Raw genomic sequence first — 26,168 nt, 5'->3', positions numbered from 1 at the left:
TGGAATTTTATGCGCCGATATTCTACCAGTTTGTGTTGCTCGTCGAAAGTCATGTTTTTACTTTATCCCATAAAGAAAACGATGAATCGTCTATTTTTTATTGGTTTAGGTCACGATTTACTGCAATTTTGAAACTTTATGTTTTATACAGAGGATAAATCGACTAACATTTGTCAAATTTGCCTGAAATAGTCAGAAATCTAGGAGAAATAAATGAAAGTCGTTGAAGTAAAACATCCTCTGGTTCGTCATAAAGTCGGTTTAATGCGTGAAGCGGATATCAGCACCAAACGATTTCGCGAACTTGCCACTGAAGTTGGCAGTTTATTAACCTATGAAGCGACAGCTGATTTTGAAACGGAAACGGTAACAATTGAAGGCTGGAATGGCCCTGTTACCATCGAACAACTTAAAGGTAAAAAAGTCACTGTAGTGCCTATTTTACGTGCGGGTTTAGGCATGATGGATGGTGTTCTTGAGCATCTCCCTAGTGCGCGTATTTCTGTTGTCGGTATATATCGTGATGAAGAAACGCTTCAGCCTATACCTTATTTCGAAAAAATAGTCAGTAATGTTGAAGAGCGTATCGCTTTAGTTGTTGATCCAATGTTAGCTACTGGTGGTTCAATGATTGCGACTATTGATTTGTTGAAGAAGCGCGGTTGTAGTTCAATTAAAGCGCTAGTGTTAGTTGCTGCACCGGAAGGTATTAAAGCTCTTGAGCTTGCACATCCTGATATTGAATTATACACAGCAGCAATTGATGATTGCTTAAACGAGCAAGGTTATATCTTGCCTGGTTTAGGTGATGCAGGTGACAAAATATTTGGTACTAAATAATGCTATAACGTAATTATTTGAATATAAAAATGGGAGCCAATTGGCTCCCATTTTTATATCTGTATCATGATTACAACACCATAGCCGCAATCCAACCGAATATCAGTAAAGGAATGTTGTAATGAATAAAGGTTGGGATCACACTGTCGCGAATATGGTCATGTTGACCATCCGCATTAAGACCGGCAGTGGGGCCTAATGTTGAATCTGATGCAGGTGAACCAGCATCACCAAGCGCCGCAGCAGTTCCCACTAACGCAATTGTAGCCGCGGGAGAAAAACCAAAGCTAAGTGCTAACGGCACATAAATGGTAGCGATAATTGGAATCGTTGAGAACGAAGATCCAATTCCCATGGTAATTAATAACCCAACAATTAGCATCAATAACGCGGCTAACGCTTTGTTGTCACCTATGATGTCGCCTAAAGAGGTCACCAGTGTTCCCACTTCCCCTGTTGATTTTACTACAGCAGCAAAACCTGCCGCTGCAATCATAATAAAACCAATATTGGCCATCATAAGCACGCCTTGATTAAACAGATCTTTACTTACGTCATGTTTAATGATCCCTGAAAAACGGAAAATAACAAACCCACTTAAGGCGCCAAATATCATTGAGTCGGTTTGTAACTGAACCACTAAAGTGACCACAATTGCCGAAAGTGAAACCAACAAGCTTTTACGGCTGATCGTGATTGATACATCATCATTGAGCACAGGTTGTTCGATCAAATATTGTCTAGGTTTACGATAACTAATAAATATAGCGGTAAGTAAACCTACAACCATGCCTGTAGCGGGTAATAACATTGCTTTGGGAATTTGTTCAGCTATCGCATTTAACCCATTGGTGTTCAAATTTGCCAACAAAATGTCATTAAGAAAAATCCCACCAAAACCGATAGGCAATATCATATACGTGGTCACCAAACCAAATGTGATAATGCAAGCTATAAGGCGGCGGTCTATATGCAGTTTGGAAATGACATGCAATAACGGTGGAATAAGAATAGGGATAAAGGCGATATGAATAGGCAAAATATTCTGCGATGAAACTGCCATTAATAATATTGTGGCTAATAATAACCATCGCACAACGATAGTATTACTGCTATTGGGTTCTTTACCGAGCTTTTTTATAATAAAGTGAGAAATTAATGTTGTTAAGCCTGAATGCGACAACGCAGCAGCAAATGCGCCAAGTAATGCATAACTTAATGCGATTTGAGCACCGCCACCGAGGCCGTCGTTAAAGGCTGCGATTGTTTGATGAATATCTAATCCACCGACTAAACCTGCCGCCACTGCACTAATTGTTAATGCCACTACAACGTTAATTCGAATAAAGCTTAAAAACAACATTAAGCAAACCGCGATAACAACCGCATTCATAATTATAATTCATAAAAGTAAGTGAGGCGGGTATTCTTGACTGTCTCACCTCTATTTGTCCAGCCTAGATGCATTTTTTCGTTGTTGATGCTTGTTTTGGCGGGTTTCTTCGTCAGAATTACTCGAAAAATGTGATGTAAACAATATTGAGAGTACTTTACGCTTGAGTCATGGATAACTGAAATCAGATTTGATTGTTATATTGGGTTCTCATCTTACGTTAAAAAGCCACATTTTATTTTTCGATAATTAATTTGTCATAGAGTAATTTTATATTAGTGAGTCTGTATGTTTTATTTTTCAGCAGGTAAACCAATTTTCATCTGAAATAACTTATAAGTCAGCTAATTTAGATGTATGGTATACGACTGATATAAGTCCCAACGGTATAATGAATTGCTAAGTTGATCACAGTTACTCATCAAACTAGCCATGAAATAATTCCGTTGTTGAGTGTTTAAGCCATTAAATGGAGATAGATAATGAGCGTATTAGTAGGCCGTCCAGCCCCAGATTTTACAGCCGCAGCCGTTCTTGGTTCTGGCGAAATTGTTGACACATTTAACCTTGCTACCGCAATTAAAGGTAAGCCTGCAGTTATTTTCTTCTACCCACTTGATTTTACTTTTGTATGCCCATCAGAGCTAATTGCTTTTGATCACCGCATGGAAGAGTTCACTAAGCGTGGTGTTGAAGTGATTGGTGTTTCTATTGATTCACAGTTCACTCATAATGCATGGCGTAACACTCCAGTAGACAAGGGTGGTATTGGTCAAGTTAAGTACACTCTAGTTGCTGACGTTAAACATGAGATTTGTAAAGCATATGACGTTGAGCATCCAGAAGCGGGTGTTGCTTTCCGTGGTTCTTTCTTAGTGGACAAAGAAGGCCAAGTTCGTCACCAAGTGGTTAACGATTTACCATTAGGCCGTAACGTTGACGAAATGATCCGTATGATTGATGCACTTCAGTTCCATGAAGAACACGGTGAAGTTTGCCCAGCTGGCTGGTCAAAAGGCGAAAAAGGCATGACTGCTAGCACTGAAGGTGTTGCTGCATATCTAAAAGACAACTCAGCTAAACTATAATTTTGCTGATTAGAATTAAAAAAAGCTGCTTCGGCAGCTTTTTTATTGGGTGAAATTAATGTTTTTTATCGAGAGCTCGCTGTAGATGAATGGCATGAGATAATAAAAAGATTAGTATCCATTATTCGCTTGCTGAGTCGCTATCATCTTCTACAGCCGCCAATGGCCATCCACCTAAGGCTTTCCAACGGTTTACAATGTAGCAAAATAATTCTGCAGTGCGTTCGGTATCATACAATGCAGAATGTGCTTCTTTATTATCGAAATCGATCCCAGCCATTTTACAGGCTTTAGCTAGGACGGTGTGACCAATAGCAAGTCCGGCGAGAGTTGCGGTATCAAAGCTAGCAAAAGGATGAAAAGGAGAACGTTTTAAACTATTTCGTTCAATAGCCTTATTAACAAAACCTAAATCAAAAGCGGCATTGTGCGCGACAATGATACTGCGATGACAATCTGCAGCTTTTTGGGCTTTTTTTACTTCTTTAAAAATGTCTAAAAAAGCGACTTTCTCGTCTACAGCACCACGAAGTGGGTTTGTTGGATCTATACCATTAAATGCTAAAGATTCAGGTTCTAAGTTCGCACCCTCGAAAGGCTCAATATTAAAATGGAGGGTTCTATCAAGTTTAATGACCCCATCACTATTCATTTTTAATAAGCTGACGGCAATTTCAAGCAATGCGTCTGTATTGGCATTAAAACCCGCAGTTTCGACATCGATAACAACAGGAAAATAACCACGGAAGCGGTGTTTAAACTTGTTAGCGTCGCAAATATCAGTCATTACAGTCTTTATCCTCAATAGCTATCATTTATCGGTGCAAATGATGTAAGCCGAGTATTATGCGCAAACTCAAGCGCAGTGTCATGTCTGATTGTGATTTTTATCCTCGATTAAGCATGATTGTTTACTAAAGTAACAGACTTTGTAGCCGATAGTAAAAAGGTAATCAGGTATAAAGGGTAGTTTTATGTGGCGAAAACTGATGGTCCTCGCAAGTTTGTGTCTTTGCTCAACAGCTCATGCTGATTTGAGGTATTACGTTGCGTCACTTGAAAACTCAGCTTGGCGTATTGGTGAGAATAATCCAATTGAGTGTCGTCTTGAACATGATATTCCGGATTATGGTCGGGCGATATTTACGAGTAGAGCTGGTAAAAATTTGAATTTAAATTTCACTTTAGATATGTGGCTTAAGCCTGATTCTGTCACCAAAGCGACATTAATTAGCCGAGCTCCTAGTTGGCGTCCTGGTCACAATTCCAAAGAGATCACACAGCTGACTTACAATAAGCAATTTAATGGTGAAGTGCCTAAAAAAGCAGCTTGGTCGATGTTGAGTGAGTTGAGTCAAGGAATGGAACCGACGTTTTATTATGCGGATTGGTATAACCACAATTCTAAGATTGCAGTAGGGTTATCTTCGGCCAATTTTGGCGGTAAATACCGTCAGTTTCGTGCTTGTTTAGCTAATTTATTACCTTACAGTTTTGATGATATTGCGTTTACTGTATTGAATTATCAAGAAGGTGGGGTTGACCTTACTCGTTCATCTACGCAACAATTACAAAAAGTGCAACGTTACTTGTCTTTTGATCCAGAGGTTGAACTTGTATTTATTGATGCTTATACAGACAGTTATGGAGGACGCTCAGTTAACCAAAGAGTGTCGGATAAACGCGCTGATTCTATCAAAGACATTTTAATTGCTAGCGGTATCCCCAAAGATCGTATCCATTCAGCCGGTCATGGTGAAAAACGTCATGTTACGGGTAATGATCTTGCTGAAGACCGACAAGTGAACCGTCGTGTTGTTATTAAAATAACTAAACCTATATAATGCTATTTCAGCTTTTTAGTTTCTGCTAGTAAAATACAATATTAAATTTCTTTTATACAATAAAGTTATTCGTTTTGTAACAATTGTTGTTGAGGTAATTGTTAATATAAAAATATGATTGTTGAACACCAGCATAAAAATCTCACTTCGAGATGCCCGAATTTAGGCTCCAATATTGAGATGATGGCATATCCACTAGATGCTATTATTCATCAATTCATCAGTACTTTGCATAATTCAAGTAATGACTTTGCCCATTAGAATCTATGTTTAATGATTCTTGCTTGGCATAATCAGTTTTGAAGCTCAATTAATGTCAGTTACTTGCACCTTTAGATTACTACGTTGAGTAATCTAAATACACTTAGGACCTTTACACTGATGAAGTTTGAATTGAAAAAACTCAAAACGTTTTAGTAATTGCTCAAATAGGTAATATGAGTGATATTTTTGCAAAAAAGGATAAAAAAAACCCACTTAATCCAAGTGGGCTAAATAATTTGCAATCAACAAATTTAAGGAAGGAAGTCAAGCATAAGAACTGGGTTTAACTGAGGTATTTGGTTACATCAGTGTAGAGTTCTTTGTTTTCAACATCTGAATCAGACGTGTCCTGAAAACAAGGTAATAATAGAATGAATATACTAATGTGACAAACGAAAAAAAATACCATTTAGCATTATAAAAACTAATGAATTAATGGTTATTTCAATATATATCTTTCAATTTAGTTGTCTATCTCATTGGTTTTCGGTTTGTTATCTATATTCTCTGCATAACTATTCGGATTAGTTAAAGGTGTAACAATATTATTTAACAAATGGCACATCATGCTCAGGGTGATTAGGTAAATTTATTGATTCGTTATTTTATTTAAGCTCCAGTATTATTATCAATTATTGGATGACTGTTTATCATCTTGACTTGATGTTTGATAGGTTTTGCGTTAATGCTTGGCTGAATATGAGTTAAGTATACCTGCCTTGGGATAACCTATGAGTTGTCGTCATTGGTTAAATGATCTCTCATCAAGAATGGATAGGTAATTGTCTTTGGTGATCAATTATTGTGGACTAAAAATGTCTGGCCTCTGTTTTAAAGAAAATATTTGTTGCTTACTGATATCTTGATACTGTTTGGTTGCCTTAAAACATTGCAGGCATCTTAGCTTGTTTAATACCGCGCTAGACATTTCAGTTGAAAACTCTTTTGGAAAACATATCAGCGTACCTAGCAGAGAGAAATGCCAATAATTGATGGCAGTTACTAATAAAGGTAATATTAAGTTGATTTATTATCTGCCTGTTATGCTCCTTCAAATGCCTTCATTTATAGTGTCCTATTAATGTTAAGTCGATTCAATAATAAGGTGCTATCAACCAAAATTAGTTAACGTGGTGTAGCGTATCTTGTTCAACAGATTGTTAATCTTTTGGGGAAATACATTAATAAAGCTTCATCTATTACCGTTATTGAGGTTTTTCGAGTGTTTTAGCGCATTTTGAGCAAAATAAAGTCTATTTTTCACTTGGTGCATTATTCACAAGCGTGATGGTACTAGGTATAGTAAGCCAACTTTTACAACCAAAAAATTGATGTTCAAATTATGTTTGTTTGGCCTATTTCAGTCTATTACGAAGATACCGATGCCGGTGGTGTTGTGTACCATTCGAATTACTTAAATTTTTTTGAACGGGCCAGAACCCAATGGTTAAAATCCATGGGTATTCGCCAAGCTGAACTGTTGGCAGAAGATATTGCTTTTGTCGTTAAACACGTTGATATAGATTTTCGTAAAGCGGCAAAATTTGAACAAGACTTATTGATTGAATCCAAGGTTATAGAATTAAAAAAAGTGTCGTTGGTGTTTCACCAGCGCCTAGTTGATTATCAAGGTGATTGCTATTGTGAAGCGACAGTGGTTGTCGCGTGTATATCTTTATCACGTATGCGTCCCCGCGCTATCCCCCTAAATATTGTTCAGGAGTTTGACAGTGCACGCTGAAATTTCATTTATTGGCTTGTTTTTAGAAGCCAGTGTATTAGTAAAGTTAGTTATGCTGACCTTATTGGGGTTATCGATTGCCTCATGGGCTGTGATTATTCAACGCAACAAATTATTAAACTCCGCAAGAGTGAAGTCATTACGTTTTGAAGATACGTTTTGGTCTGGTGTTGATTTAAACCGTCTTTACAAAGAATTGATTGCTCGTGGCAGTGCTATCTCGGGCTTGGAATCAATGTTTGTCGCTGGTTTTAAAGAATATACTCGGTTGAGTAAAGTAAACAGTAAAGCCCCTGAAGCCGTTATGGATGGCACCACTCGAGCGATGCGAGTAAGTTTGTCGCGTGAAATGGAAAAACTTGATAATCATTTGCCACTATTAGCAACCATTGGGTCCACTAGTCCTTATATTGGTTTATTTGGTACTGTATGGGGGATTATGAATTCCTTTATTGCACTTGGTGCTGTAGAAAATGCCACATTGGCTATGGTTGCACCAGGTATTGCCGAAGCATTGATTGCAACGGCAATGGGCTTGTTTGCTGCTATTCCAGCCGTGATTGGTTATAACCGTTTTACAACGCAAGTTGATAAAATTGAAATGACTTATGCTAACTTTATGGAAGAATTCTCAAACATATTGCAACGTCAAGCATATAGCGAGAAGGAAGCTGTTTAATGTATCAGCGTAAACGTCGTCGTCCAGTTGCTGAAATCAACGTGGTACCTTATATCGATGTTATGTTGGTGTTGTTGATTATTTTTATGGTGACAGCGCCTATTGTATCGCAAGGGGTAAAAGTGGAATTACCTCAAGGTAATGCGGAATCGTTACCTCCTGATAGTAAGCCTCCGATAGTGGCATCCATTGATGCAGCGGGACAATATTTTTTGAATATCGGCAGTAGTTCTAATTCAGATGCTATGGACTTAGAGCAGGTATCGACTGAAGTTGGAGCATTAATTCAACTTGAGCCATTAAGGCCTGTGGTTGTAAAAGCCGACCGCACTATTCCTTATGAAAGTGTTATTCAACTAATGATTAGCTTGCAAGGTGCTGGAGTACCGGCTGTAGGGCTAATGACCGATTCACCAAAGGAGAAATAGGTGGCTGGAAAATCAGATTTAACCTTACCCGTTGCTATTTCTGCTGGTATCCATATTGGGTTTATTGTCATTCTTGCTTTAGGCATCAGTTTTGAGGATAAGCCCAAACAAATGCAAACGGCAGCGGCAAGTGCGCCGGCTGTAAAAGCTATTGTGATTGATCAACAGAAAGTTAATGAAAGAGTTGAGCAATTAAAGAAACAAAAACAAGATGTGGCTAAGCAAGAAAAAGCCCGTCAAGCTGAGTTAGAACGTAAAGCATTAGAAGCTCGTCGAAATCGTGAGCGCGAACAAGAAAAAATTAAAACCTTAGAGATCCAGCGCAAACAAAAAGAGCAGGAAACTCAAAAGGCTAATGATGCTGCTAAAGCCGCTCAAGCAAAACAACTGTTAGAAAAAGACCGAGCAGATAAAGCTGAAGTGGTGCGTAAGCAGAAAGAACAGGAACAAAAAGTAGCAGAAGATGCCGCTAAACAAGCATCTGAAAAACGTAAGCAGGAAGAAGCCGCGGCTAAAAAAGCACAAGAAGAGCGTCAGCGTGCTGATGATGAACGTAAACGTAAAGAAGATGCTGAGCGTAAACGTAAAGCCGAAGCTGATGCCAAGGCACGTCAAGAGCGTGAGATGGCTGAAGCAATGGCTGCAGAACAAGACTCGCTATCTAAAACGCGCAATAAACAAGTTTTATCTGAGGTAGAGAAATATAAAGCAATGATTATCGCCACAATTCAACGTAACTTGGTGGTAGATGAATCCATGAGAGGTAAGAGTTGCCGGGTGTTTATTCGCTTAGCACCAGACGGATTTGTCACAAGCAGCCAAACATTGGATGGTGATCAGGTTGTTTGTCGTGCAGCTAAAGCGTCAATAAATAAAGCGGGACGTTTACCTGTATCGCAAGAACCTGCTGTATATCAACAATTAAAAGAAATTAATTTAACCGTTTCACCGGAATTTAATTAATATCAATCGTATTCTATGATGGAATTGAGTTAAAGGAGTCGCATGAAAAACTTGGCTAAATGGCTAGCACTGACTTTACTAGTGTTAACTACACCCGCTCGCGCAGCGTTAGATATTGTGATTACTGAAGGGGTCGATGTAGCAAGACCTATCGCTGTAGTCCCTTTTGTATGGTTGGGAGAAGGTCCAGCACCGGCATCTATTTCTGATGTTGTCGCATCTGATTTGGCTCGCAGTGGTACATTTAAAACTCTTGATGTGCGTGCATTACCACAATCAACTATTTCATCTGTGAATGGTTTTATTGCTCAGAGTTGGGTTAACGTAGAGGCTGAAGCGGTTGTTCTTGGTTCGGTTAAGCCCTATGGTACCGATCAATATTTAGTCAGCTTTGAGTTGATTGATTTAGTTAAAGCACAACTCCAAGCCGGTAACGGACCACAGAATAACAACGAGTTATTACTTGAAAGCCGTGAAACAGTGATCAGTGCAAATCAATTTAGACAATATGGCCACCGTATTAGTGATATTGTTTATGAAAAGCTTACTGGTATTCGTGGTGCATTTTTAACTCGTATTGCCTACGTTGTCGTTAAGCCTGGTCAAAAAGCACCTTATCATCTAATGATTGCAGATTATGATGGTTACAATGAACAAATGTTATTACGTTCACCAGAACCGTTAATGTCACCAACGTGGTCCCCAGATGGACGTCGTTTAGCTTATGTTAGTTTTGAAAACAGAAAAGCGGAAATTTTTGTTCAGGATATTTATAGTCAAACTCGTACTTTGGTGAGTAGTTTTGATGGGATAAATGGCGCGCCTGCATTCTCTCCAGATGGCAAAAAATTAGCAGTGACCTTGTCAAAGGACGGTCAGCCAGATATTTATATCATTGATATAGCGACCAAAGCTGCTCGACGCATTACTGAACATTACGCAATTGATACTGAGCCTTCTTGGTTCCCAGATGGTAAATCGATTTTGTTTACGTCAGAACGAGGTGGGAAGCCACAGTTATATCGCGTAAATTTAGATACAAATAAAGTCTCGCGTATGACTTTTGAAGGAGAATGGAACCTCGGTGGTTCAATTACCCCAGATGGTCGTAGTATGATTTTTGTAAACCGTACGAATGGTAAATTCCATATTGCCCGAATGGATCTTGCAACACGCTTTATGCAGGTGCTTTCATCAACCCAACTTGATGAATCGCCAAGTGTTGCTCCTAATGGCACTATGGTTATCTATGGTACAACCCATCAAGGTAAACAAGTGTTAGCTGCTGTTTCTATGGATGGCAGATTTAAAGCAAGATTGCCAGTCGGCCAGGGCGAGGTGAAGTCACCAGCATGGTCTCCGTTTCTCTAAATAGATATTGATAAGGATTTAAAATGGATCTGAATAAGTTGTTTAAGGCTATGTTGGTTGCAGTTCCGCTTATGGCACTGAGTGCCTGTAGCTCAACTTCAGACTCTGAAACTGATGCTAGCGGTTCGATGAGTGGTACTAGTAGTGAATACGGTGCCGGTGGCGTTGAAACTGGCGGTGTAGCACCTGTTTTAAGTGCTGTAGAGCAACAACGTTTAAAAGAACAAGAATTGCGTCGTCAAAATATCATTTATTTCGATTTTGACCGTAGTGAAGTTCAAAGCGAAAATGCTGAAATCATTCAAGCACATGGTAATTATTTAGTTGAACACCCAAATGTCCGTGTTCTGATTGAAGGTCATGCTGATGAACGTGGTACGCCTGAATACAATATCGCGCTAGGTGAACGTCGAGCTAAAGCGATTGCTAAGTATTTACAAGGTATGGGTGTACAGCCTAGCCAAATGAGTATTGTCAGCTATGGTGAAGAAAAACCATTAGATTACTCTCGTACAGATACTGGTTTTGGTAAAAACCGTCGTGGTGTGTTAGTTTACTAATAGTTAAAGATGTAAGGCCAACCGGTAACGGTTGGCCTTTTTTAGGAGTAAAAAAATGAAAAAAGTCATATTAGTTGCGGCAATGTTATTCACTACCGCGACTGCGTTTGCTGCCCCAGCACCTGTTTCGGATGCATCGAATGGTTCAAATGATGATCGAATCGCTAAGTTAGAGCGCATCATTAAGGCAAAGCAACAAGGTGACTTTGACATGCAACGCCGTATGGATGCACTGCAAAATGAAGTGTTGGATTTACGAGGCATTACTGAGCAGCAAAATTATCAAATGAATCAAATGATACAGCGTCAACGTCAACTGTATGAGGAAATTGCTAATCTTACTGCTAAGTCATCAACCCCAACAGCTACCATTCCAGCTGATGCTACTACGGTGGCTGCAGCTAGCTCAACTTTGGGTGAAACTGGAAGCTATGAGGCTGCTGTCAATTTGGTGTTAAAAGAGCGCAAATATGATGAAGCAATACCAGCATTTCGTAATTTTATTGCTACATATCCAGATTCTAACTATGCAGCAAACGCTAACTATTGGTTAGGTCAACTTTTATATAATAAAAACGAATACAGTGACGCGAAACAAGCGTTTAGTACAGTGGTTACTAAATTTGCAGACTCTAATAAGCGTAGTGACAGTTTAGTCAAACTGGGAATGATCGCAGAAAAAGAAAATGATTCAGCAGGTGCAAGAGCCCTCTATAATAAAGTCTTAAAAGAATATGCAGATAGTGCATCCGCTCGCCTTGCACAACAGCAATTATCGGCACTGAAAGGCTAATTAAGACAAAAAACAGCCTCTTAGTCTGTTTTTCATGCAAACAACAAGAAATTATAAATTTGCGCTTGCATGAGAAATTGAAAAAGGTATTATAGGCGCCCTCAGAACGGCATAGCTTTCTGAGGGGATTAAAAGCATTAACCGATGTGTATATTTTACAAAACTGAATGGATAGTTAGTTCAGTTGGTCTTGAAATAGAGACGGTTGGCTTTTGTTCCAGCAAGAATATGAATTCATGCAACACCAAGATGGGTCGTTAGCTCAGTTGGTCTTGAAATAGAGACAGTTGGCTTTTGTACCAGTAAGAATAGTAGTTCTTGCAACACCAAGATGGGTCGTTAGCTCAGTTGGTAGAGCAGTTGGCTTTTAACCAATTGGTCGAAGGTTCGAATCCTTCACGACCCACCACTTTTTAAATAGTGTCTAAACAATTTAAATGTTACACCAAGATGGGTCGTTAGCTCAGTTGGTCTTGAAATAGAGACAGTTGGCTTATGTACCAATAAGAATAGTAGTTCTTGCAACACCAAGATGGGTCGTTAGCTCAGTTGGTAGAGCAGTTGGCTTTTAACCAATTGGTCGAAGGTTCGAATCCTTCACGACCCACCACTTTCTAAATAGTGTCTAAAGAATTTAAGTGCAGTACCAAGATGGGTCGTTAGTTCAGTTGGTCTTGAAACAGAGACAGTTGGCTTTTGTTCCTCTCGCAACACCAAGATGGGTCGTTAGCTCAGTTGGTAGAGCAGTTGGCTTTTAACCAATTGGTCGAAGGTTCGAATCCTTCACGACCCACCACTTTTTAAATAGTGTCTAAACAATTTAAGTGCAGTAGCAAGACGGGTCATTAGCTTAGTTGGTCTTGAAATAGAGACAGTTGGCTTTTGTACCAGTAAGAATAGTAGTTCTTGCAACACCAAGATGGGTCGTTAGCTCAGTTGGTAGAGCAGTTGGCTTTTAACCAATTGGTCGAAGGTTCGAATCCTTCACGACCCACCACTTTCTAAATAGTGTCTAAAGAATTTAAGTGCAGTACCAAGATGGGTCGTTAGTTCAGTTGGTCTTGAAATAGAGACAGTTGGCTTTTGTTCCTCTCGCAACACCAAGATGGGTCGTTAGCTCAGTTGGTAGAGCAGTTGGCTTTTAACCAATTGGTCGAAGGTTCGAATCCTTCACGACCCACCACTTTTTAAATAGTGGCTAAATAATTTAAACGTTGTACAAATGGGGCATATACTCCAGTAAGAATGAATATTCTTGCAACACCAAGATGGGTCGTTAGCTCAGTTGGTAGAGCAGTTGGCTTTTAACCAATTGGTCGAAGGTTCGAATCCTTCACGACCCACCACTTAATTTATCCTTTCCACTAATTTATCTCTCAATAATATAAAGTCAGTAAAAACTTCCGCTACTTTTGTTCTTTCTTCGTCGTTAAATCAATAACTATCAATATATCTATCACAGCTTCAATCACTAAAATTCAAACTTCCTCTGTATTTGTTCAAGCAATTAAGTCTATTTAGGTTTGTAATCATTCAACTTTAACTTTCTATAACGGATGTTTACGAACTTACCATTGTATTTTAATTTCACCCTCGAATTGTACATTGGGTTGCCATACAAAATCATGCTTTAGCTTTTGCTTATCTACTTTTGTCTCATAGACCTATTGCTAATGTTACTTGTTTGTTAATTAGCTCATATTGCTCAAGATTAGAACAATATAAATAGGGAGATAATAATGAAAAAACTAAAGTTAAATCTTTTTGTTGCAAGTGCTTTATTGGCTATGAGTGGGGGAGCTCAGGCTGCAACCGATATGACATTTGGTGGCTACATAAAAGCAGATGTGATGTTTAGTGACTACGGTAATGGGGCGCCTGATTCTGGTTCTCTTTCTCGTCAGTTTTATGTACCAGGTACCATTTATGGGACTGAGGGTAATGGTAAGCAAGTTGTTGACTTTCAGGCTCGAGAATCTCGCTTTAACTTTAAAACTGTAACCGATATTGATGGACATAAGTTAACTGGTTTTATTGAGTTAGATTTTATGACTCACAGTGATGGTAATGAGCGAGTATCGAATAGTTACTCACCAAGAATCCGTCATGCATTTATGAGCTATGATGAATGGACCGTCGGCCAAACATGGTCCACATTTCAAAACCCAGGAGCCTTACCTGAAAACCTTGATTTTGTAGGTGCACCGGAAGGCACACCCTTTGTAAGACAATCACAAGTTCGTTATACCAGCGGTAATTGGCAATTCTCTATTGAAAACCCAGAAACCACTGTAACTCCTTATGGTGGTGGCGCTCGTATTACCAGTGGAAGTGGTGTAATTCCTGATTTTGTGGGTCGTTATAACTTTAGTTCTTCAAATGGTTCGACTTTCTCCGCTGCGGCGATTGTCAGACAACTTAACGTTGAGCAAGTCGTTGGTGGTACAGCTTATGACGCATCCGAGTTAGGTTATGGTGCTAGTTTTGCCGGTGTCATCCCTGTAGGTAAAGACGATTTTAAGTTTACCGCAACTTATGGTGAAGGCCTTGGGCGTTATATGGCATTAAACTATGCTAATGCTGGTGTAATTGATGCTAACGGTGATATTCAAGCGATAAAATCATTTGGGGGTTTTGTCGCTTATCGTCACTGGTGGACGGAGCAATGGCGTTCAAGCTTTACGTTCTCAGGTTTTTCTGCGGATAACGATGTTGCGTTAACAGGTGAGGCTGTGAATAAAGAAGCGTATTCAGCATACGTGAATTTATTGTATTCTCCGTCAAAACCGCTCACGTTTGGTGTTGAATTTATGCATGCGTTGAACGAGCGTGAAGATGGTATTGATGGTGATTTAAACCGAGTGATGTTTTCTGCAAAATACGTACTGTAGTGTGATGCTATAAAACAAAAGGCAACCGTATGGTTGCCTTTTTTAATTACTGTATAAACTAATCAATTAAGGGATTAATTTAATAGGTTATTTTGGCGAACATACGCTTCAAATTCAGTGCAACCGCCAATAGGTTGTTCATCAATAAAGATCTGCGGTACTGTTTCAACTGTTTTACCTACACTCTTAGAGAGATCTGCTTTAGAGATACCCTCTGCATGAATATCGATATACTTAAATTTAAAATCTTCACTTTGTGCGGCTAACTTTTCAGATAATTCAACGGCACGGACACAATATGGGCAAGCTGGACGGCCAAAAATAACGACAAACATGGTGACTCCTGTTTAATGATATGAGCAATTTATACCATATGATCTTTTTAAATCATAATTCAGGGCGATTAATTTTGTTTTAACTCATATCGATTTGATATTTTCCTTGATAATCAAAAAATGATTCGATTAAATCCCATCGGTGTTTATTTTTTTTTAAGAGTAGTAAATCGGGTTTTCTAAAGCGATCTTTGTCAGCTAAAACGTCGGCGATGGTGTTGTAGTGTGGGTGTGGTAATCCTGGTGTACGAGTATGACTGAATACAAATACTGCGTAAAAAGCCCGTTGTTGTGCTTTGGTTGAAAACTGAAAACTTTGTTTAAAATCATTACCCTCAATATCGATATATTGGATTAATAATTTACCGTCTTTATCCTGTAGCAGCATTTCTTGGCATTTAAATAAATGATGGTGTTGTGCATTTAACACTTGCTTAAGTCGTTTGTCTGGATCAATTAACGTTGAATTACACTGTTGGCAAATGCGCGCCGCAATATCGTTTTCGGCGCCACAGTCTGGACATAGTTTAGATCTGAATCTAAAGTCACATTGCTCTGTATCATTAATAAGGCCCTGACAGCGTCGCCCAAAATGCTCAATGATGTCACCTTCTGTATCGACTAACCCCCAAAATGTGTTGGCAAATTGACATACCGGGCAGTGTACTTGTACTGGGACCGATTTACTGTTGGGTTTAGGTTGACCCACCTCGGGATAAAATAAATCATAACCATTTGCGGCGTAGTCAATGACAAGACAATCAGTTTTATTTGCTGCCAACCGCAAACCTCGGCCAATCATTTGTTGGAATAAGCTTACTGATGCTGTAGGGCGAAGTATGGCAATAAGATCAACGTGTGGCGCATCAAAACCTGTGGTTAATACAGCAACATTGACAATAAATTTAAGCTTTTTAGATTTAAAACGTTCAATGATGTCATCACGGTCTGCATGTGGTGTTTTTGCTGTTATTAAAGCAGCGTCATCATTCATTAACATCATTATTTCATTTGCATGACGTACCGTCGCGGCAAAGATAAGTACTCCTTGGCGGTGCACTGCTAGTTGCTTGACTTGTTTAATGATTGCGGTGGTGGCTCTGCCTTGGTGATGCAGTAAATTATCAACCTCAGCTTGTGGGTATTCATTGGTTTCGGGTGGCGCTAAGCTACTGAAATCATATTGAGCACTGAATCCATCAAAAATAGTAGGCTGAGTTAAATAGCCTTTTTTGATTAATGGTCGCATCGGTAATTCAAAAATACATTTTTCGAATATCGGTTTATCGGTATTACCGACTTTACCGTGATAATGATGACGATATATCCAACCTATGCCTAGTCTATAGGGCGTCGCAGTAAGCCCAAGTAATTTTATATTTGGATTTTTAGTGCGTAAGTGAGTAAGCAACTGTTGATATTGACTAGTCGACTCATTACTGACTCTATGACATTCATCAATAATAACTAATGAAAAAGGTTGGTCGAATTTGGTTAGTGCTCTGGAGGCTGATTGAACGCTAGCGATAACCGTTTTGCCGCTGGCTTTTTTTTGTTTAAGCCCAGCTGAATAGATACTAGCATCTTGTGTCAGCAGACCAACTTTTTCAGCATTTTGTGCCACTAATTCTTTAACGTGGGTTAGCACTAATATATTACCAGTTGCAATTCTTGCCAGTTCGGCAATAACGATGCTTTTACCTGCACCAGTAGGTAATACTAATACGGCTGATTGTTGGCTTTGTTTAAAATGCGTTACAGCGGCATCTACAGCTTGCTGTTGGTAATCTCTAAGGCTAATGGTCATATGTGTGTTGGTTATGTTTGTGAATGTATGTGAAGTGATGGATCTTATTTGGCAACAGAATAACATAGACCTTCAAGGGTATTTAGCTAGATAATGTTAAATAAGCGTTATTTGTAGTCGATTAATTCGTAGTATTTTGCGAGTTAACCACTGTTTTATCTGTTGGCTTAGTGTAGATTTATCACAAATGTCAGGTAATTATTATAATAAAATCGAAAAATTAGGAGTATACCGCATGAAATATTTATCATTACTTGCATTGCTAGTCGTAAGTCACTGCGCCATGGCGGAGCAAGGATTGGTTGTAGAGATATCGATTGAAGAACATGCCGCACAATCTCAAGATGTGACTATTTCAGTATCCAAAATCGTAATGGGCTTTAATGAATCCGTATCGCTTGATGTTGAAGGGGATTATGGCGTGACCATTGTTTCTGAAAAGTCACAAGCATCTAAAGTTAATTTAGTGGTGAGCTTAAGTGACCAATCTAATGGTGCTCCTGAATTATTAGGTGATAAGTCTCTTAAATTGAATGTTGGTAATTCAGCAAACTATCAGATAAGCCATAATGACCATTCATACAAAGTCACTATTGACACCCGTTACGGTGAATTACCTGCAGTCGAAGAACAAAAATAATCACAATTAATGAATAAAAAAAGCCCCTCAAGGGAGGGGCTAAGAGAGAAATTGGTCAGGATTTCTCTGGGTGGGTAGGACATCACAAATTGGTATGTATTACTCAGTTTTGTTTAAGCGTGACTCAATCAATGTATCAATTACTGCTGGATCAGCCAGAGTTGAAGAATCACCTAAGTTAGTCACTTCGTTTGCTGCAATTTTACGTAAGAATCGACGCATAATTTTACCTGAACGCGTTTTGGGTAAACCACTTGCCCATTGAATCAAATCCGGTGTGGCGAGGGCACCAATTTCTTTACGTACCCATTGACGTAATTCTTGGCGTAATTCTTCTGTGGGTTCAACTCCGCGAGTTAAGGTAACATAGGCGTAAATACCTTGGCCTTTAATGTCATGTGGATAACCCACAACGGCCGCTTCAGCAACGAGATTATGTGCCACTAATGCGCTTTCAACTTCAGCGGTACCTAATCTATGGCCTGACACATTAATCACGTCATCAACACGACCAGTAATCCAATAGTAACCATCTTCATCACGACGCGCGCCATCACCAGTAAAATACATGCCGCGGAATGTTTTAAAATACGTTAGCGCAAATCTATCATGATCACCGTAAACGGTACGCATTTGTCCTGGCCATGAGTCTAGAATGACCAAATTACCTTCTGTTACGCCTTCAACAATGTTGCCCATGTTGTCGACTAAAGCAGGTTGTACACCAAAAAAAGGTCGTGTTGCGGAACCTGGCTTGGTGTCGGTAGCGCCCGGTAATGGACTAATCAAAATACCACCGGTTTCGGTTTGCCACCACGTATCAACGATAGGGCATTTTTCATGACCGATCACCTCATGGTACCAACGCCATGCTTCTGGATTTATGGGTTCGCCTACTGATCCCATAATGCGTAACGAGTCGCCTTTATAGCTGCTAAATTGTTCTTTGCCTTCAGCCATAAGCGCACGAATTAATGTCGGTGCTGTATATAGAATATTAACGTTATGACGGTCAATCATTTCACCAAGGCGGGCAGGTGTTGGGTGATTAGGTACACCTTCATGAATTAATACTGTGGCAGCATTGGCAAAAGGACCATATACCATATATGAATGACCAGTAATCCAACCTACATCAGCAGTACACCAATAGACTTCATCAGCCTTGTAATCAAACACATATTCGTGTGTCATTGATGCATATACCATATAACCGCCAGTGGTATGCAGCACACCTTTAGGGTTACCAGTAGAGCCTGAGGTATAAAGTAAAAACAATGGGTCTTCGGCGTTCATTTCAGCTGGAATACAATGCTCTGAAGCAACGTCCATAAGTGAGTCCCACCAAATATCTCGGCCTTCAACCCAATCTATGTCACCACCGGTGCGCTTTAATACGATGACTTTTTCAACACAAGTCACATCAGGGTTTGATATTGCTTCATCAACGCTACGTTTTAAAGGAATTTTACGACCACCACGAACACCTTCATCTGAGGTGATGATGACTTTTGATTTACCGTCAATTACCCTTGCTGCAATTGAATCTGGTGAAAAGCCACCAAACACCACAGAATGAACTGCACCAATACGAGCGCAAGCTAACATAGCGACGGCCGCTTCTGGCACCATAGGCATATAAATCGTGACGATATCGCCTTTATTTACGCCTTGACTGCGCAGGGCGTTGGCAAATTTACAGACGTCTGCATGTAATTCAGCGTAAGTTATTTTACGCTGTTCATTAGCGTCATCACCTTCCCAAATAATCGCGAGTTTATCGCCATGTTCTTCTAAGTGACGATCTAAGCAGTTAGCAGATGCGTTAAGCGTGCCGTCGTAAAACCAGTTAATTGATAAGTTATGATCGTCAAAAGAGGTTTTTTTAATTTTGGTATAAGGTTTAATCCAATCAATACGTTTGCCGTGTTCTCTCCAAAAACCTTCTGGATTAACGATGGATTCCTGGTACATTTTCTTATATTGATCGTTATTAACCAGTGCGTTTTTTGCAATGTCACTAGGAACTTTGTAAAGAGACTGCGAGCTCATAGGGCTTCCCTTTCTAAAAATGGCGTGGTTAAAGTATCATCTGCAACCGACTACCAACACTATTAGACCTTGGTCTAGTTTTAAAATATCCTTAATATTTAGTCTGTTGCACATGGTAGAATCATAAATCTTGGTAATAGTTTGTGCCACAATTACTCATTTTATCTAATGTAGGTTGTTTTACGTTCAACGTGTTAAGTTGTGATAAAAATAAAATAGATGGTTAATAACAATAAAACGATAGCGGAAGATTGAATGAATTTAACTTTAATAGTAGCAATCATTGCGGTGTGTTACGTGTCATTGTTATTTACTTTGGCGTGGGGTGCTGAACGCTGGTTTAGTAAGATAAGCCAAAAAGTCCAAGTATGGATTTATGGTCTCAGTCTTGCTGTGTATTGTTCATCATGGAGTTTTTTAGGCACAGTAGGGCAGTCTGCAAACGATTTGTGGTCTTTTTTACCGATTTTTGTGGGTCCAATTTTGGTATTTACCCTTGGTTTTGGCATGCTGCGAAAAATGGTCGTGGTATCTAAAGCACAAAACATTACTTCTGTTGCCGATTTTATTGCTGCCCGTTACGGTAAGTCACAGTTACTGGCAGCAATTGTTACCCTCATCGCCTTATTTGGCATCATGCCTTACATCGCTTTACAGCTTAAAGCGATGGTGTTTAGTCTTAATTTATTTCAGCCTGATGATAATCCATTAAGTCCGATCGTTGTGCCGTTATTGATCACCATGCTTTTAGCGATTTTTGCTATTTTATTTGGTACTCGAAAATTAGATGCAACAGAGCATAATCCCGGAATGATGGTCGCAATAGCGTTCGAGTCGTTAGTCAAATTAGCCGCATTTATCATTGTGGGTGCGGTAATCAGTTTTGGTTTTTTCGATGGCTTTGGGGATATCTGGCAACAAGCATCTGCCAAAGGACTCATTGAGAATAGTCATTTACGTCTGGAATCATTTTTGCCGGAGTTATTTGTCGGAATGGCAGCATTTTTGTGTATGCCGAGACAATTCCATGCGATGGTTGTTGAGTGTGGTGGCGAACATATTTTGCAAAAATCACGCTGGATTCTACCTATTTATTTAGCGTTGTTTGGCATGTTTGTCGCGCCGTTGGCATTAGCAGGTAAAGTATTGTTAGGCGATTCTGTTTCTGCCGATACCTATGTGATTAATTTACCGCTTGCGCTCGATCAACCCTTATTGGCTGTCATTGCATTACTTGGTACTTTATCGGCCGCTACCGGTATGGTGATCGTTGCTGTGGTGACGATTAGTGTGATGGTCAGTAACGAATGGTTGGTGCCGTTTTTATTGCGTACAGGGCAGATTCGAGAAAAAAACTTTAGTCAGTTCTCGCAATTGTTATTAAATGTCCGTCGCTTTGCCATTGTGGTGATTTTAGGTTTTGGTTATCTAAGCTATTTAACCTTGGCAGATAGCGATTCGTTGTCGCATTTAGGCATGTTGTCATTTGGGGCGTTTTCTCAGTTAGCCCCTGCATTGGTCGGCGGTTTATATTGGAAAAATGGTAATCGTGCTGGAGTATATTTTGGCCTCGCTGTTGGTTTTTGTTTGTGGTGTTTTATTTTACTACAAGGCGCTGGTCAAGCTCGATTCATTGGCGGTGAGTTTGATTTACTCAATAGTATTACTCCCAATGTCAGTGACACATTAATTGCGTTACTTGCAAATGTGGTGTGTTACGTACTCGGCTCTATTTGGTTCAGAGCTGGTGTTGCTGAGCGCATTCAAGCAAGTAACTTTGTTAAGCCTTGGTCTTCAAAGCAAGGTGCTAACAAGCGTCAGGGGCCTATATCGCAACAAGATTTACTTATTTTAGCTAGCCGTTTTGTTAGTCCTACCCGCGCTTATGAGAGTTTTAGCCGTTTTTCGCCCGATGCAGTAAAAAGTGACAGTTGGTATAAAGCCGCGCCAGAGGAGTTAATCGCCCACACCGAGCACATGTTGTCAGGGGTACTCGGGGCATCAAGTGCTTCGTTAGTGATGGACTCGGTCCTACAAGGGCGAGATCTGGCGTTAGATGAAGTATTTAGCTTAGTAGATGAAGCTTCATCAAAAATTATGTTAAGCCAAGATATGCTCCGTGGCGCTATTGAACATGCCTATGAAGGGATGAGTGTGGTTGATAAGGATCTTAATCTCGTTGCTTGGAATTATCGCTACGCGGATTTATATCAATACCCAGAAGGTTTTTTACAAAAAGGTATGCCCATTGCTGATGTGGTTCGATTTAATGCTTCTCGCGGCTTTTGTGGTGATGGAGATATGGAGAATCAAATCGCAATTCGAGTGCAGCACATGCGTAATGGTACCGCGCATACCTCAGAACGCGAACGTAGAGATGGTAAAGTGATTAAAATTCAGGGTAATCCAATGCCCGATGGTGGCTTTGTGATGACATTTACCGATATTACTCAGTATCGCTTGCAAGAAAAGGCATTACTTGAAGCCAATGAAACCTTAGAAAGTCGTGTGCAAGAGCGTACCTATGAATTAGCGATGCTAAACAGTGAATTACTTGAGTCAAAAGCCCAAGAAGAGCTCGCTAATGCCTCTAAAACCCGCTTTTTAGCCGCTGTAGGGCATGATTTAATGCAGCCATTAAATGCTGCTAGATTGTTTACTGCGTCATTGTCGCAATACCCAAACTTAGACCTTGAAGCTCGTACGATGTTAACACACGTTAACAGTTCGCTAAAAACTGCTGGTGAGTTGCTGACGGATTTATTGGATATCTCAAAATTAGATTCTGGCATGGTGGATGTTAATCGCCGTGATTTTGCCATCTCTGAGATTATCAATGGTTTATCTATTGAGTTTGATGCAATGGCAGGGGATAACCAAATTTCGTTTTCTATGGTGCCATGCTCAGCTACGGTAAATTCTGACCCGTCATTGTTACGCCGAATATTGCAAAACTTTTTAACTAATGCTTATCGTTACGCCCGCGGAGGCAAAGTCTTATTTGGTTGTCGTCATCGCGGTGATTTTATCGAGATCCAAGTATTGGATACTGGCTGTGGAATTGATGAGTACGATACTCAAGAAATATTTAAAGAGTTTAAACGCCTAAATCATCCCAGTAGCCGTAATGTCAGTGGTTTAGGGCTAGGCTTAGCCATTGCTGATAGAATAAGTAAAGTGCTCGATCACTCCATTCAAGTGCAATCAGCGCTAGGACAAGGCTCCATGTTCTCTATTATTGTGCCGCTAGGACAAACTGTTAGCCAAGTGAAAAATAAACCATTGCCGACATTATTACAGCCTCTAGCAGGCGTTAAAGTGTTATGTATTGATAATGAAGAAGCAATTTTGGCTGGACTTGAGTCATTATTAAGTCGTTGGCAATGTGAGGTTATTTGTGCAACAGATCTTGCTGATGCTCGGATTAAGTTGGGACTTAAAGGTGTCGCCCCAGATATTATTTTAGCAGATTACCATTTAGATGATGACCAAAATGGCGTTGATGCTATGGACAATATTCGTTCACGCTATGGTGCCCATTTACCGGGTATTCTTATTACCGCAAATACCAATAAAGACTTGGTAGATGATATTGAACGACGCGGTTATCACTATATGGCTAAGATGGTTAAACCTGCCGCATTGCGTGCGTTAATTTCTAGTTTGGTTAAAAAGTAATTGATCAAACAGATTTGCGGATAAAACATATTAAAACTCGCATTGTACTCGAACGCGCTAAATGGTTTTTAGGCTATCCATTATCAAAATTAAAATGGCTCGATGATAATGAGCATGACGGTGAAATGGTGTCAGAGCGCGCAACTGTGTGATTTATAAATCGGGCCGATGAGAGAATCTACGGCCCTTATTATTAATCAACTAACTAATTTATTAACTTTATACCCCAAGTTGAAGTAAATTAGCTTTTGATGGCCTCAAGCCTGAACTCCAAAATATATTTATTTGAATGTGACTAACCGTGACTAATAAATTGAGCCGTCACGGGGGTAGTATCAATGCCTTTTGCGACCGTGAGCATCGCCGCGGTCAATTTACTTAATTGCTTAGCACTGATGGTGTAGGGCGGCATAAGATAGATATATTTATTAAACGGTCGAACCCAAACACCAAGATCAACAAAGGCTTGTTGTAATTCGGCTGTGTTCACTGTATTGACCATTTCAATCACCCCAACAGCCCCTAGCACACGAACATCATTCACTTGAGGTAAATCAATCGCACTAGCAAGTTCTTGCTTGAGCTGAAATTCAATGTTTTCAACTTGTTGCTGCCACTCGCCTTTAAGAAGTAAGTCTAAGCTGGCTGTTGCTGCTGCACATGCCAATGGATTACCCATAAACGTAGGGCCGTGCATAAATACACCTGCAGGTGAGTCACTAATGCCATTAGCAACTTCGTCACTGCATAAGGTGGCGGCGAGGCTAATATATCCTCCAGTTAAGGCTTTACCTACACACAAAATATCCGCTTCGATATTGGCATGTTCATAAGCGAATAGGGTACCTGTTCGACCAAATCCGGTCGCTATTTCGTCTAATATCAGAAGTACATGGTATTGATCGCACAGTTGACGTAATTTAACTAAATAACCAGGCGAGTAAAACCACATTCCGCCTGCACCTTGCATAATAGGTTCAATAATCACTGCGGCAATATCTTGATGATATTGAATAAATGCGGCTTCTAAAGCAAGTGTATCAGTCTGATTCAGTGGTTCATTAAACTTAGACGTTGGTGCAGGGATAAATACTTGTTTAGTCACATTATTGCCAAACATGGTGTGCATACCACCATCAGGATCGCACACGCTCATCGCCGCAAATGTATCACCGTGATAACCACTTTTTACCGTCATAATCCGTTGTTTTTGTGGTTGATCCCGCCCTTGCCAATATTGAAGCGCCATTTTTAAAGCCACTTCTACAGCAATTGAGCCTGAATCGGCTAAGAAAACCTTCGTTAAGTTATCACTGGTCATTTGCACTAAACGTTTTGATGCTTCAATAGCTGGCTGGTGGGTTATGCCGCCAAACATCACGTGACTAAGCTGTGAAAGCTGTTGTTGCATCGCCGCTAAAATGGTCGGATGACTATAACCGTGTACGCATGACCACCACGAACTCGTACCATCAATGAGTATCTTGCCACTGTCTAATGTCAGCTCACAGCCTTGAGCTGAAACGACGCCATATACAGGCAGAGACTGGGTCATGGAGGTATAAGGGTGCCAAATGTGTTGTTCATCGAAAGCGTAATCAATAGTGGTTTTTTGGTCGGAAAGTGCCATAATTATAGGTGCTCGTTTTTTGACCGCTTGTAAAGCGTGAAGTAATAGCTGCGTTGACAGTTTACGGGCTCAGGGTATCCTAGCCAACATAAAATAAAAAAAGGAATGATCCATGTCGTTAGCTGAAGTTCGTCACGATTGGCAAAAAGAACAAATTGAAGCATTATTTGCGTTGCCTATGAATGATTTATTGTTTAAAGCACACAGTATTCATCGTGAAACATTTGACCCTAACGAAGTGCAGATCAGCCGTCTTTTATCAATTAAAACGGGTGCATGCCCTGAGGACTGTAAATATTGTCCACAAAGCGCACGTTACGACACTGGTCTTGAAAAAGAACGTTTACTTGAAATTGAAAAAGTATTAACAGAGGCTAAAAGTGCTAAAGCAGCAGGAGCATCACGTTTTTGTATGGGGGCCGCTTGGCGTAACCCACGTGACAAAGACATGCCATATTTAACGCAAATGGTAAAAGATGTCCGTGCCTTAGGTATGGAAACTTGCATGACATTAGGTATGTTGTCGTCTGAACAGGCTGATACATTAGCTAATGCGGGTTTAGATTATTACAACCATAACCTTGATACCTCACCTGAATATTACGGCGACGTTATCACCACTCGCACTTATCAAAGCCGTTTAGATACATTAACAAACGTACGGGCTTCTGGGATGAAGGTATGTTCTGGTGGCATTGTGGGTATGGGCGAGCAAGCAACCGATCGCGCAGGTTTACTGCAACAATTGGCCAATTTAGAACAACATCCAGATTCTGTACCAATCAACATGCTGGTTAAAGTGGCCGGTACGCCGTTTGAAAAAATAGATGATCTTGACCCACTTGAGTTTGTGCGCACTATTGCAGTAGCGCGTATTATCATGCCTAAATCACGGGTGCGCTTATCTGCTGGACGTGAAAGCATGAGTGATGAACTGCAATCAATGTGTTTCTTTGCTGGTGCTAACTCTATTTTCTACGGTTGTAAGTTGTTGACGACGCCTAACCCTGAAGAAAACGATGACATGAGTTTATTCCGACGTTTAGGGTTACACCCAGAGCAAGGCCCACAAGCCAATATCGAAAATGATAGTGCATTATTAGCCAAAGCCAGCGCTAAACAAGATAAGTCGACTAAACAGTTTTTTGATGCCGCGGCGTTATAATTTTAT

General features: G+C 40.0%; 20 protein-coding genes and 6 tRNA genes. 20 read left to right on the top strand and 6 right to left on the bottom strand.

Annotation, left to right across the window (positions count from 1 at the left end):
* Positions 1–213: 213 nt before the first annotated feature.
* On the top strand, positions 214–840 hold the full coding sequence (upp, locus tag FH971_RS12310; RefSeq protein WP_137226740.1) for a uracil phosphoribosyltransferase: 627 nt from the start codon (positions 214–216) through the stop codon (positions 838–840).
* Between the two features lie 70 nt (positions 841–910).
* Here the strand turns inward: upp and FH971_RS12305 are convergent, their stop codons facing one another.
* A complete protein-coding gene (locus FH971_RS12305) occupies positions 911–2,233 on the bottom strand; it encodes a Na+/H+ antiporter family protein (protein WP_140234483.1) in 1,323 nt (440 codons plus the stop codon).
* Between the two features lie 482 nt (positions 2,234–2,715).
* On the opposite strand from FH971_RS12305, the gene FH971_RS12300 reads away from it, so the two are divergent.
* Entirely contained in the window at positions 2,716–3,321 is a 606-nt protein-coding gene (locus tag FH971_RS12300) for a peroxiredoxin (RefSeq protein WP_137226743.1), read from the top strand.
* A gap of 121 nt (positions 3,322–3,442) precedes the next feature.
* Here the strand turns inward: FH971_RS12300 and rnt are convergent, their stop codons facing one another.
* On the bottom strand, positions 3,443–4,108 hold the full coding sequence (gene rnt, locus FH971_RS12295) for a ribonuclease T (protein ID WP_140234482.1): 666 nt from the start codon (positions 4,106–4,108) through the stop codon (positions 3,443–3,445).
* A gap of 187 nt (positions 4,109–4,295) precedes the next feature.
* On the opposite strand from rnt, the gene FH971_RS12290 reads away from it, so the two are divergent.
* The 15 genes from FH971_RS12290 to FH971_RS12220 all read left to right on the top strand — a co-directional run bounded on the left by FH971_RS12290 (position 4,296) and on the right by FH971_RS12220 (position 14,855).
* Entirely contained in the window at positions 4,296–5,165 is an 870-nt protein-coding gene (locus FH971_RS12290) for a flagellar protein MotY (protein ID WP_140234481.1), read from the top strand.
* Positions 5,166–6,768: 1,603 nt separating this feature from the next.
* Complete coding sequence (gene ybgC / locus FH971_RS12285; RefSeq protein WP_140234480.1) at positions 6,769–7,170, top strand: tol-pal system-associated acyl-CoA thioesterase; 402 nt, start codon at positions 6,769–6,771, stop codon at positions 7,168–7,170.
* Positions 7,160–7,849, top strand: coding sequence for a protein TolQ (gene tolQ / locus FH971_RS12280; protein WP_140234479.1), 690 nt, complete (start codon positions 7,160–7,162; stop codon positions 7,847–7,849). The genes ybgC and tolQ overlap by 11 nt, the downstream gene beginning before the upstream one ends.
* Positions 7,849–8,277, top strand: a complete 429-nt coding sequence (gene tolR, locus FH971_RS12275) for a protein TolR (protein WP_137226748.1) — start codon at positions 7,849–7,851, stop codon at positions 8,275–8,277. The genes tolQ and tolR overlap by 1 nt, the downstream gene beginning before the upstream one ends.
* Positions 8,278–9,240, top strand: coding sequence for a cell envelope integrity protein TolA (gene tolA, locus FH971_RS12270; RefSeq protein WP_140234478.1), 963 nt, complete (start codon positions 8,278–8,280; stop codon positions 9,238–9,240).
* 42 nt (positions 9,241–9,282) lie between these two features.
* Complete coding sequence (tolB, locus tag FH971_RS12265) at positions 9,283–10,611, top strand: Tol-Pal system beta propeller repeat protein TolB (RefSeq protein ID WP_140234477.1); 1,329 nt, start codon at positions 9,283–9,285, stop codon at positions 10,609–10,611.
* 23 nt (positions 10,612–10,634) lie between these two features.
* On the top strand, positions 10,635–11,171 hold the full coding sequence (gene pal, locus FH971_RS12260) for a peptidoglycan-associated lipoprotein Pal (RefSeq protein ID WP_137226751.1): 537 nt from the start codon (positions 10,635–10,637) through the stop codon (positions 11,169–11,171).
* 55 nt (positions 11,172–11,226) lie between these two features.
* Positions 11,227–11,964 (top strand): tol-pal system protein YbgF, encoded by a 738-nt coding sequence (gene ybgF, locus FH971_RS12255; protein ID WP_137226752.1) that lies wholly within the window; start codon positions 11,227–11,229, stop codon positions 11,962–11,964.
* A gap of 333 nt (positions 11,965–12,297) precedes the next feature.
* Positions 12,298–12,373: transfer RNA gene (locus tag FH971_RS12250), tRNA-Lys, on the top strand.
* A gap of 125 nt (positions 12,374–12,498) precedes the next feature.
* Positions 12,499–12,574: transfer RNA gene (locus tag FH971_RS12245), tRNA-Lys, on the top strand.
* A 110-nt stretch (positions 12,575–12,684) separates the two neighbouring features.
* Positions 12,685–12,760, top strand: a tRNA-Lys gene (locus FH971_RS12240).
* Between the two features lie 125 nt (positions 12,761–12,885).
* Positions 12,886–12,961 (top strand) — tRNA-Lys (locus FH971_RS12235).
* A gap of 110 nt (positions 12,962–13,071) precedes the next feature.
* Positions 13,072–13,147, top strand: a tRNA-Lys gene (locus FH971_RS12230).
* An 87-nt stretch (positions 13,148–13,234) separates the two neighbouring features.
* Positions 13,235–13,310, top strand: a tRNA-Lys gene (locus tag FH971_RS12225).
* Between the two features lie 393 nt (positions 13,311–13,703).
* On the top strand, positions 13,704–14,855 hold the full coding sequence (locus FH971_RS12220) for a DcaP family trimeric outer membrane transporter (protein ID WP_140234476.1): 1,152 nt from the start codon (positions 13,704–13,706) through the stop codon (positions 14,853–14,855).
* A 74-nt stretch (positions 14,856–14,929) separates the two neighbouring features.
* Here FH971_RS12220 and FH971_RS12215 read toward each other — a convergent pair whose 3' ends face one another.
* The gene (locus tag FH971_RS12215; RefSeq protein ID WP_140234475.1) at positions 14,930–15,190 is read right to left on the bottom strand and encodes a GrxA family glutaredoxin; all 261 of its coding nucleotides are present in this window, start codon (positions 15,188–15,190) and stop codon (positions 14,930–14,932) included.
* Between the two features lie 79 nt (positions 15,191–15,269).
* Positions 15,270–16,997 (bottom strand): DNA repair helicase RadD, encoded by a 1,728-nt coding sequence (gene radD, locus FH971_RS12210; RefSeq protein ID WP_140234474.1) that lies wholly within the window; start codon positions 16,995–16,997, stop codon positions 15,270–15,272.
* A gap of 235 nt (positions 16,998–17,232) precedes the next feature.
* On the opposite strand from radD, the gene FH971_RS12205 reads away from it, so the two are divergent.
* Positions 17,233–17,637 carry a hypothetical protein gene (locus tag FH971_RS12205; RefSeq protein WP_140234473.1) on the top strand — a complete coding sequence of 135 codons (405 nt, stop codon included), beginning with the start codon at positions 17,233–17,235 and terminating at the stop codon, positions 17,635–17,637.
* Between the two features lie 99 nt (positions 17,638–17,736).
* Here the strand turns inward: FH971_RS12205 and acs are convergent, their stop codons facing one another.
* The gene (gene acs, locus FH971_RS12200; protein ID WP_137226757.1) at positions 17,737–19,689 is read right to left on the bottom strand and encodes an acetate--CoA ligase; all 1,953 of its coding nucleotides are present in this window, start codon (positions 19,687–19,689) and stop codon (positions 17,737–17,739) included.
* Positions 19,690–19,944: 255 nt separating this feature from the next.
* Between acs and FH971_RS12195 the strand changes: the two genes are divergently transcribed.
* Positions 19,945–23,367 (top strand): hybrid sensor histidine kinase/response regulator, encoded by a 3,423-nt coding sequence (locus FH971_RS12195; RefSeq protein WP_140234472.1) that lies wholly within the window; start codon positions 19,945–19,947, stop codon positions 23,365–23,367.
* Positions 23,368–23,662: 295 nt separating this feature from the next.
* On the opposite strand, the gene bioA is transcribed toward FH971_RS12195, so the two are convergent.
* Entirely contained in the window at positions 23,663–24,997 is a 1,335-nt protein-coding gene (bioA, locus tag FH971_RS12190) for an adenosylmethionine--8-amino-7-oxononanoate transaminase (protein ID WP_140234471.1), read from the bottom strand.
* A 112-nt stretch (positions 24,998–25,109) separates the two neighbouring features.
* Here bioA and bioB point away from each other — a divergent pair, with 112 nt between their 5' ends.
* Positions 25,110–26,162, top strand: coding sequence for a biotin synthase BioB (gene bioB, locus FH971_RS12185; RefSeq protein ID WP_140234470.1), 1,053 nt, complete (start codon positions 25,110–25,112; stop codon positions 26,160–26,162).
* Positions 26,163–26,168: the final 6 nt, after the last annotated feature.

Origin of the sequence: Shewanella polaris (assembly GCF_006385555.1) — a bacterium.
GTDB classification, from domain to species: domain Bacteria; phylum Pseudomonadota; class Gammaproteobacteria; order Enterobacterales; family Shewanellaceae; genus Shewanella; species Shewanella polaris.
The sequence above is the reverse complement of the archived record's forward strand: the minus strand, read 5'-3'. Positions and strand labels throughout refer to the sequence as shown.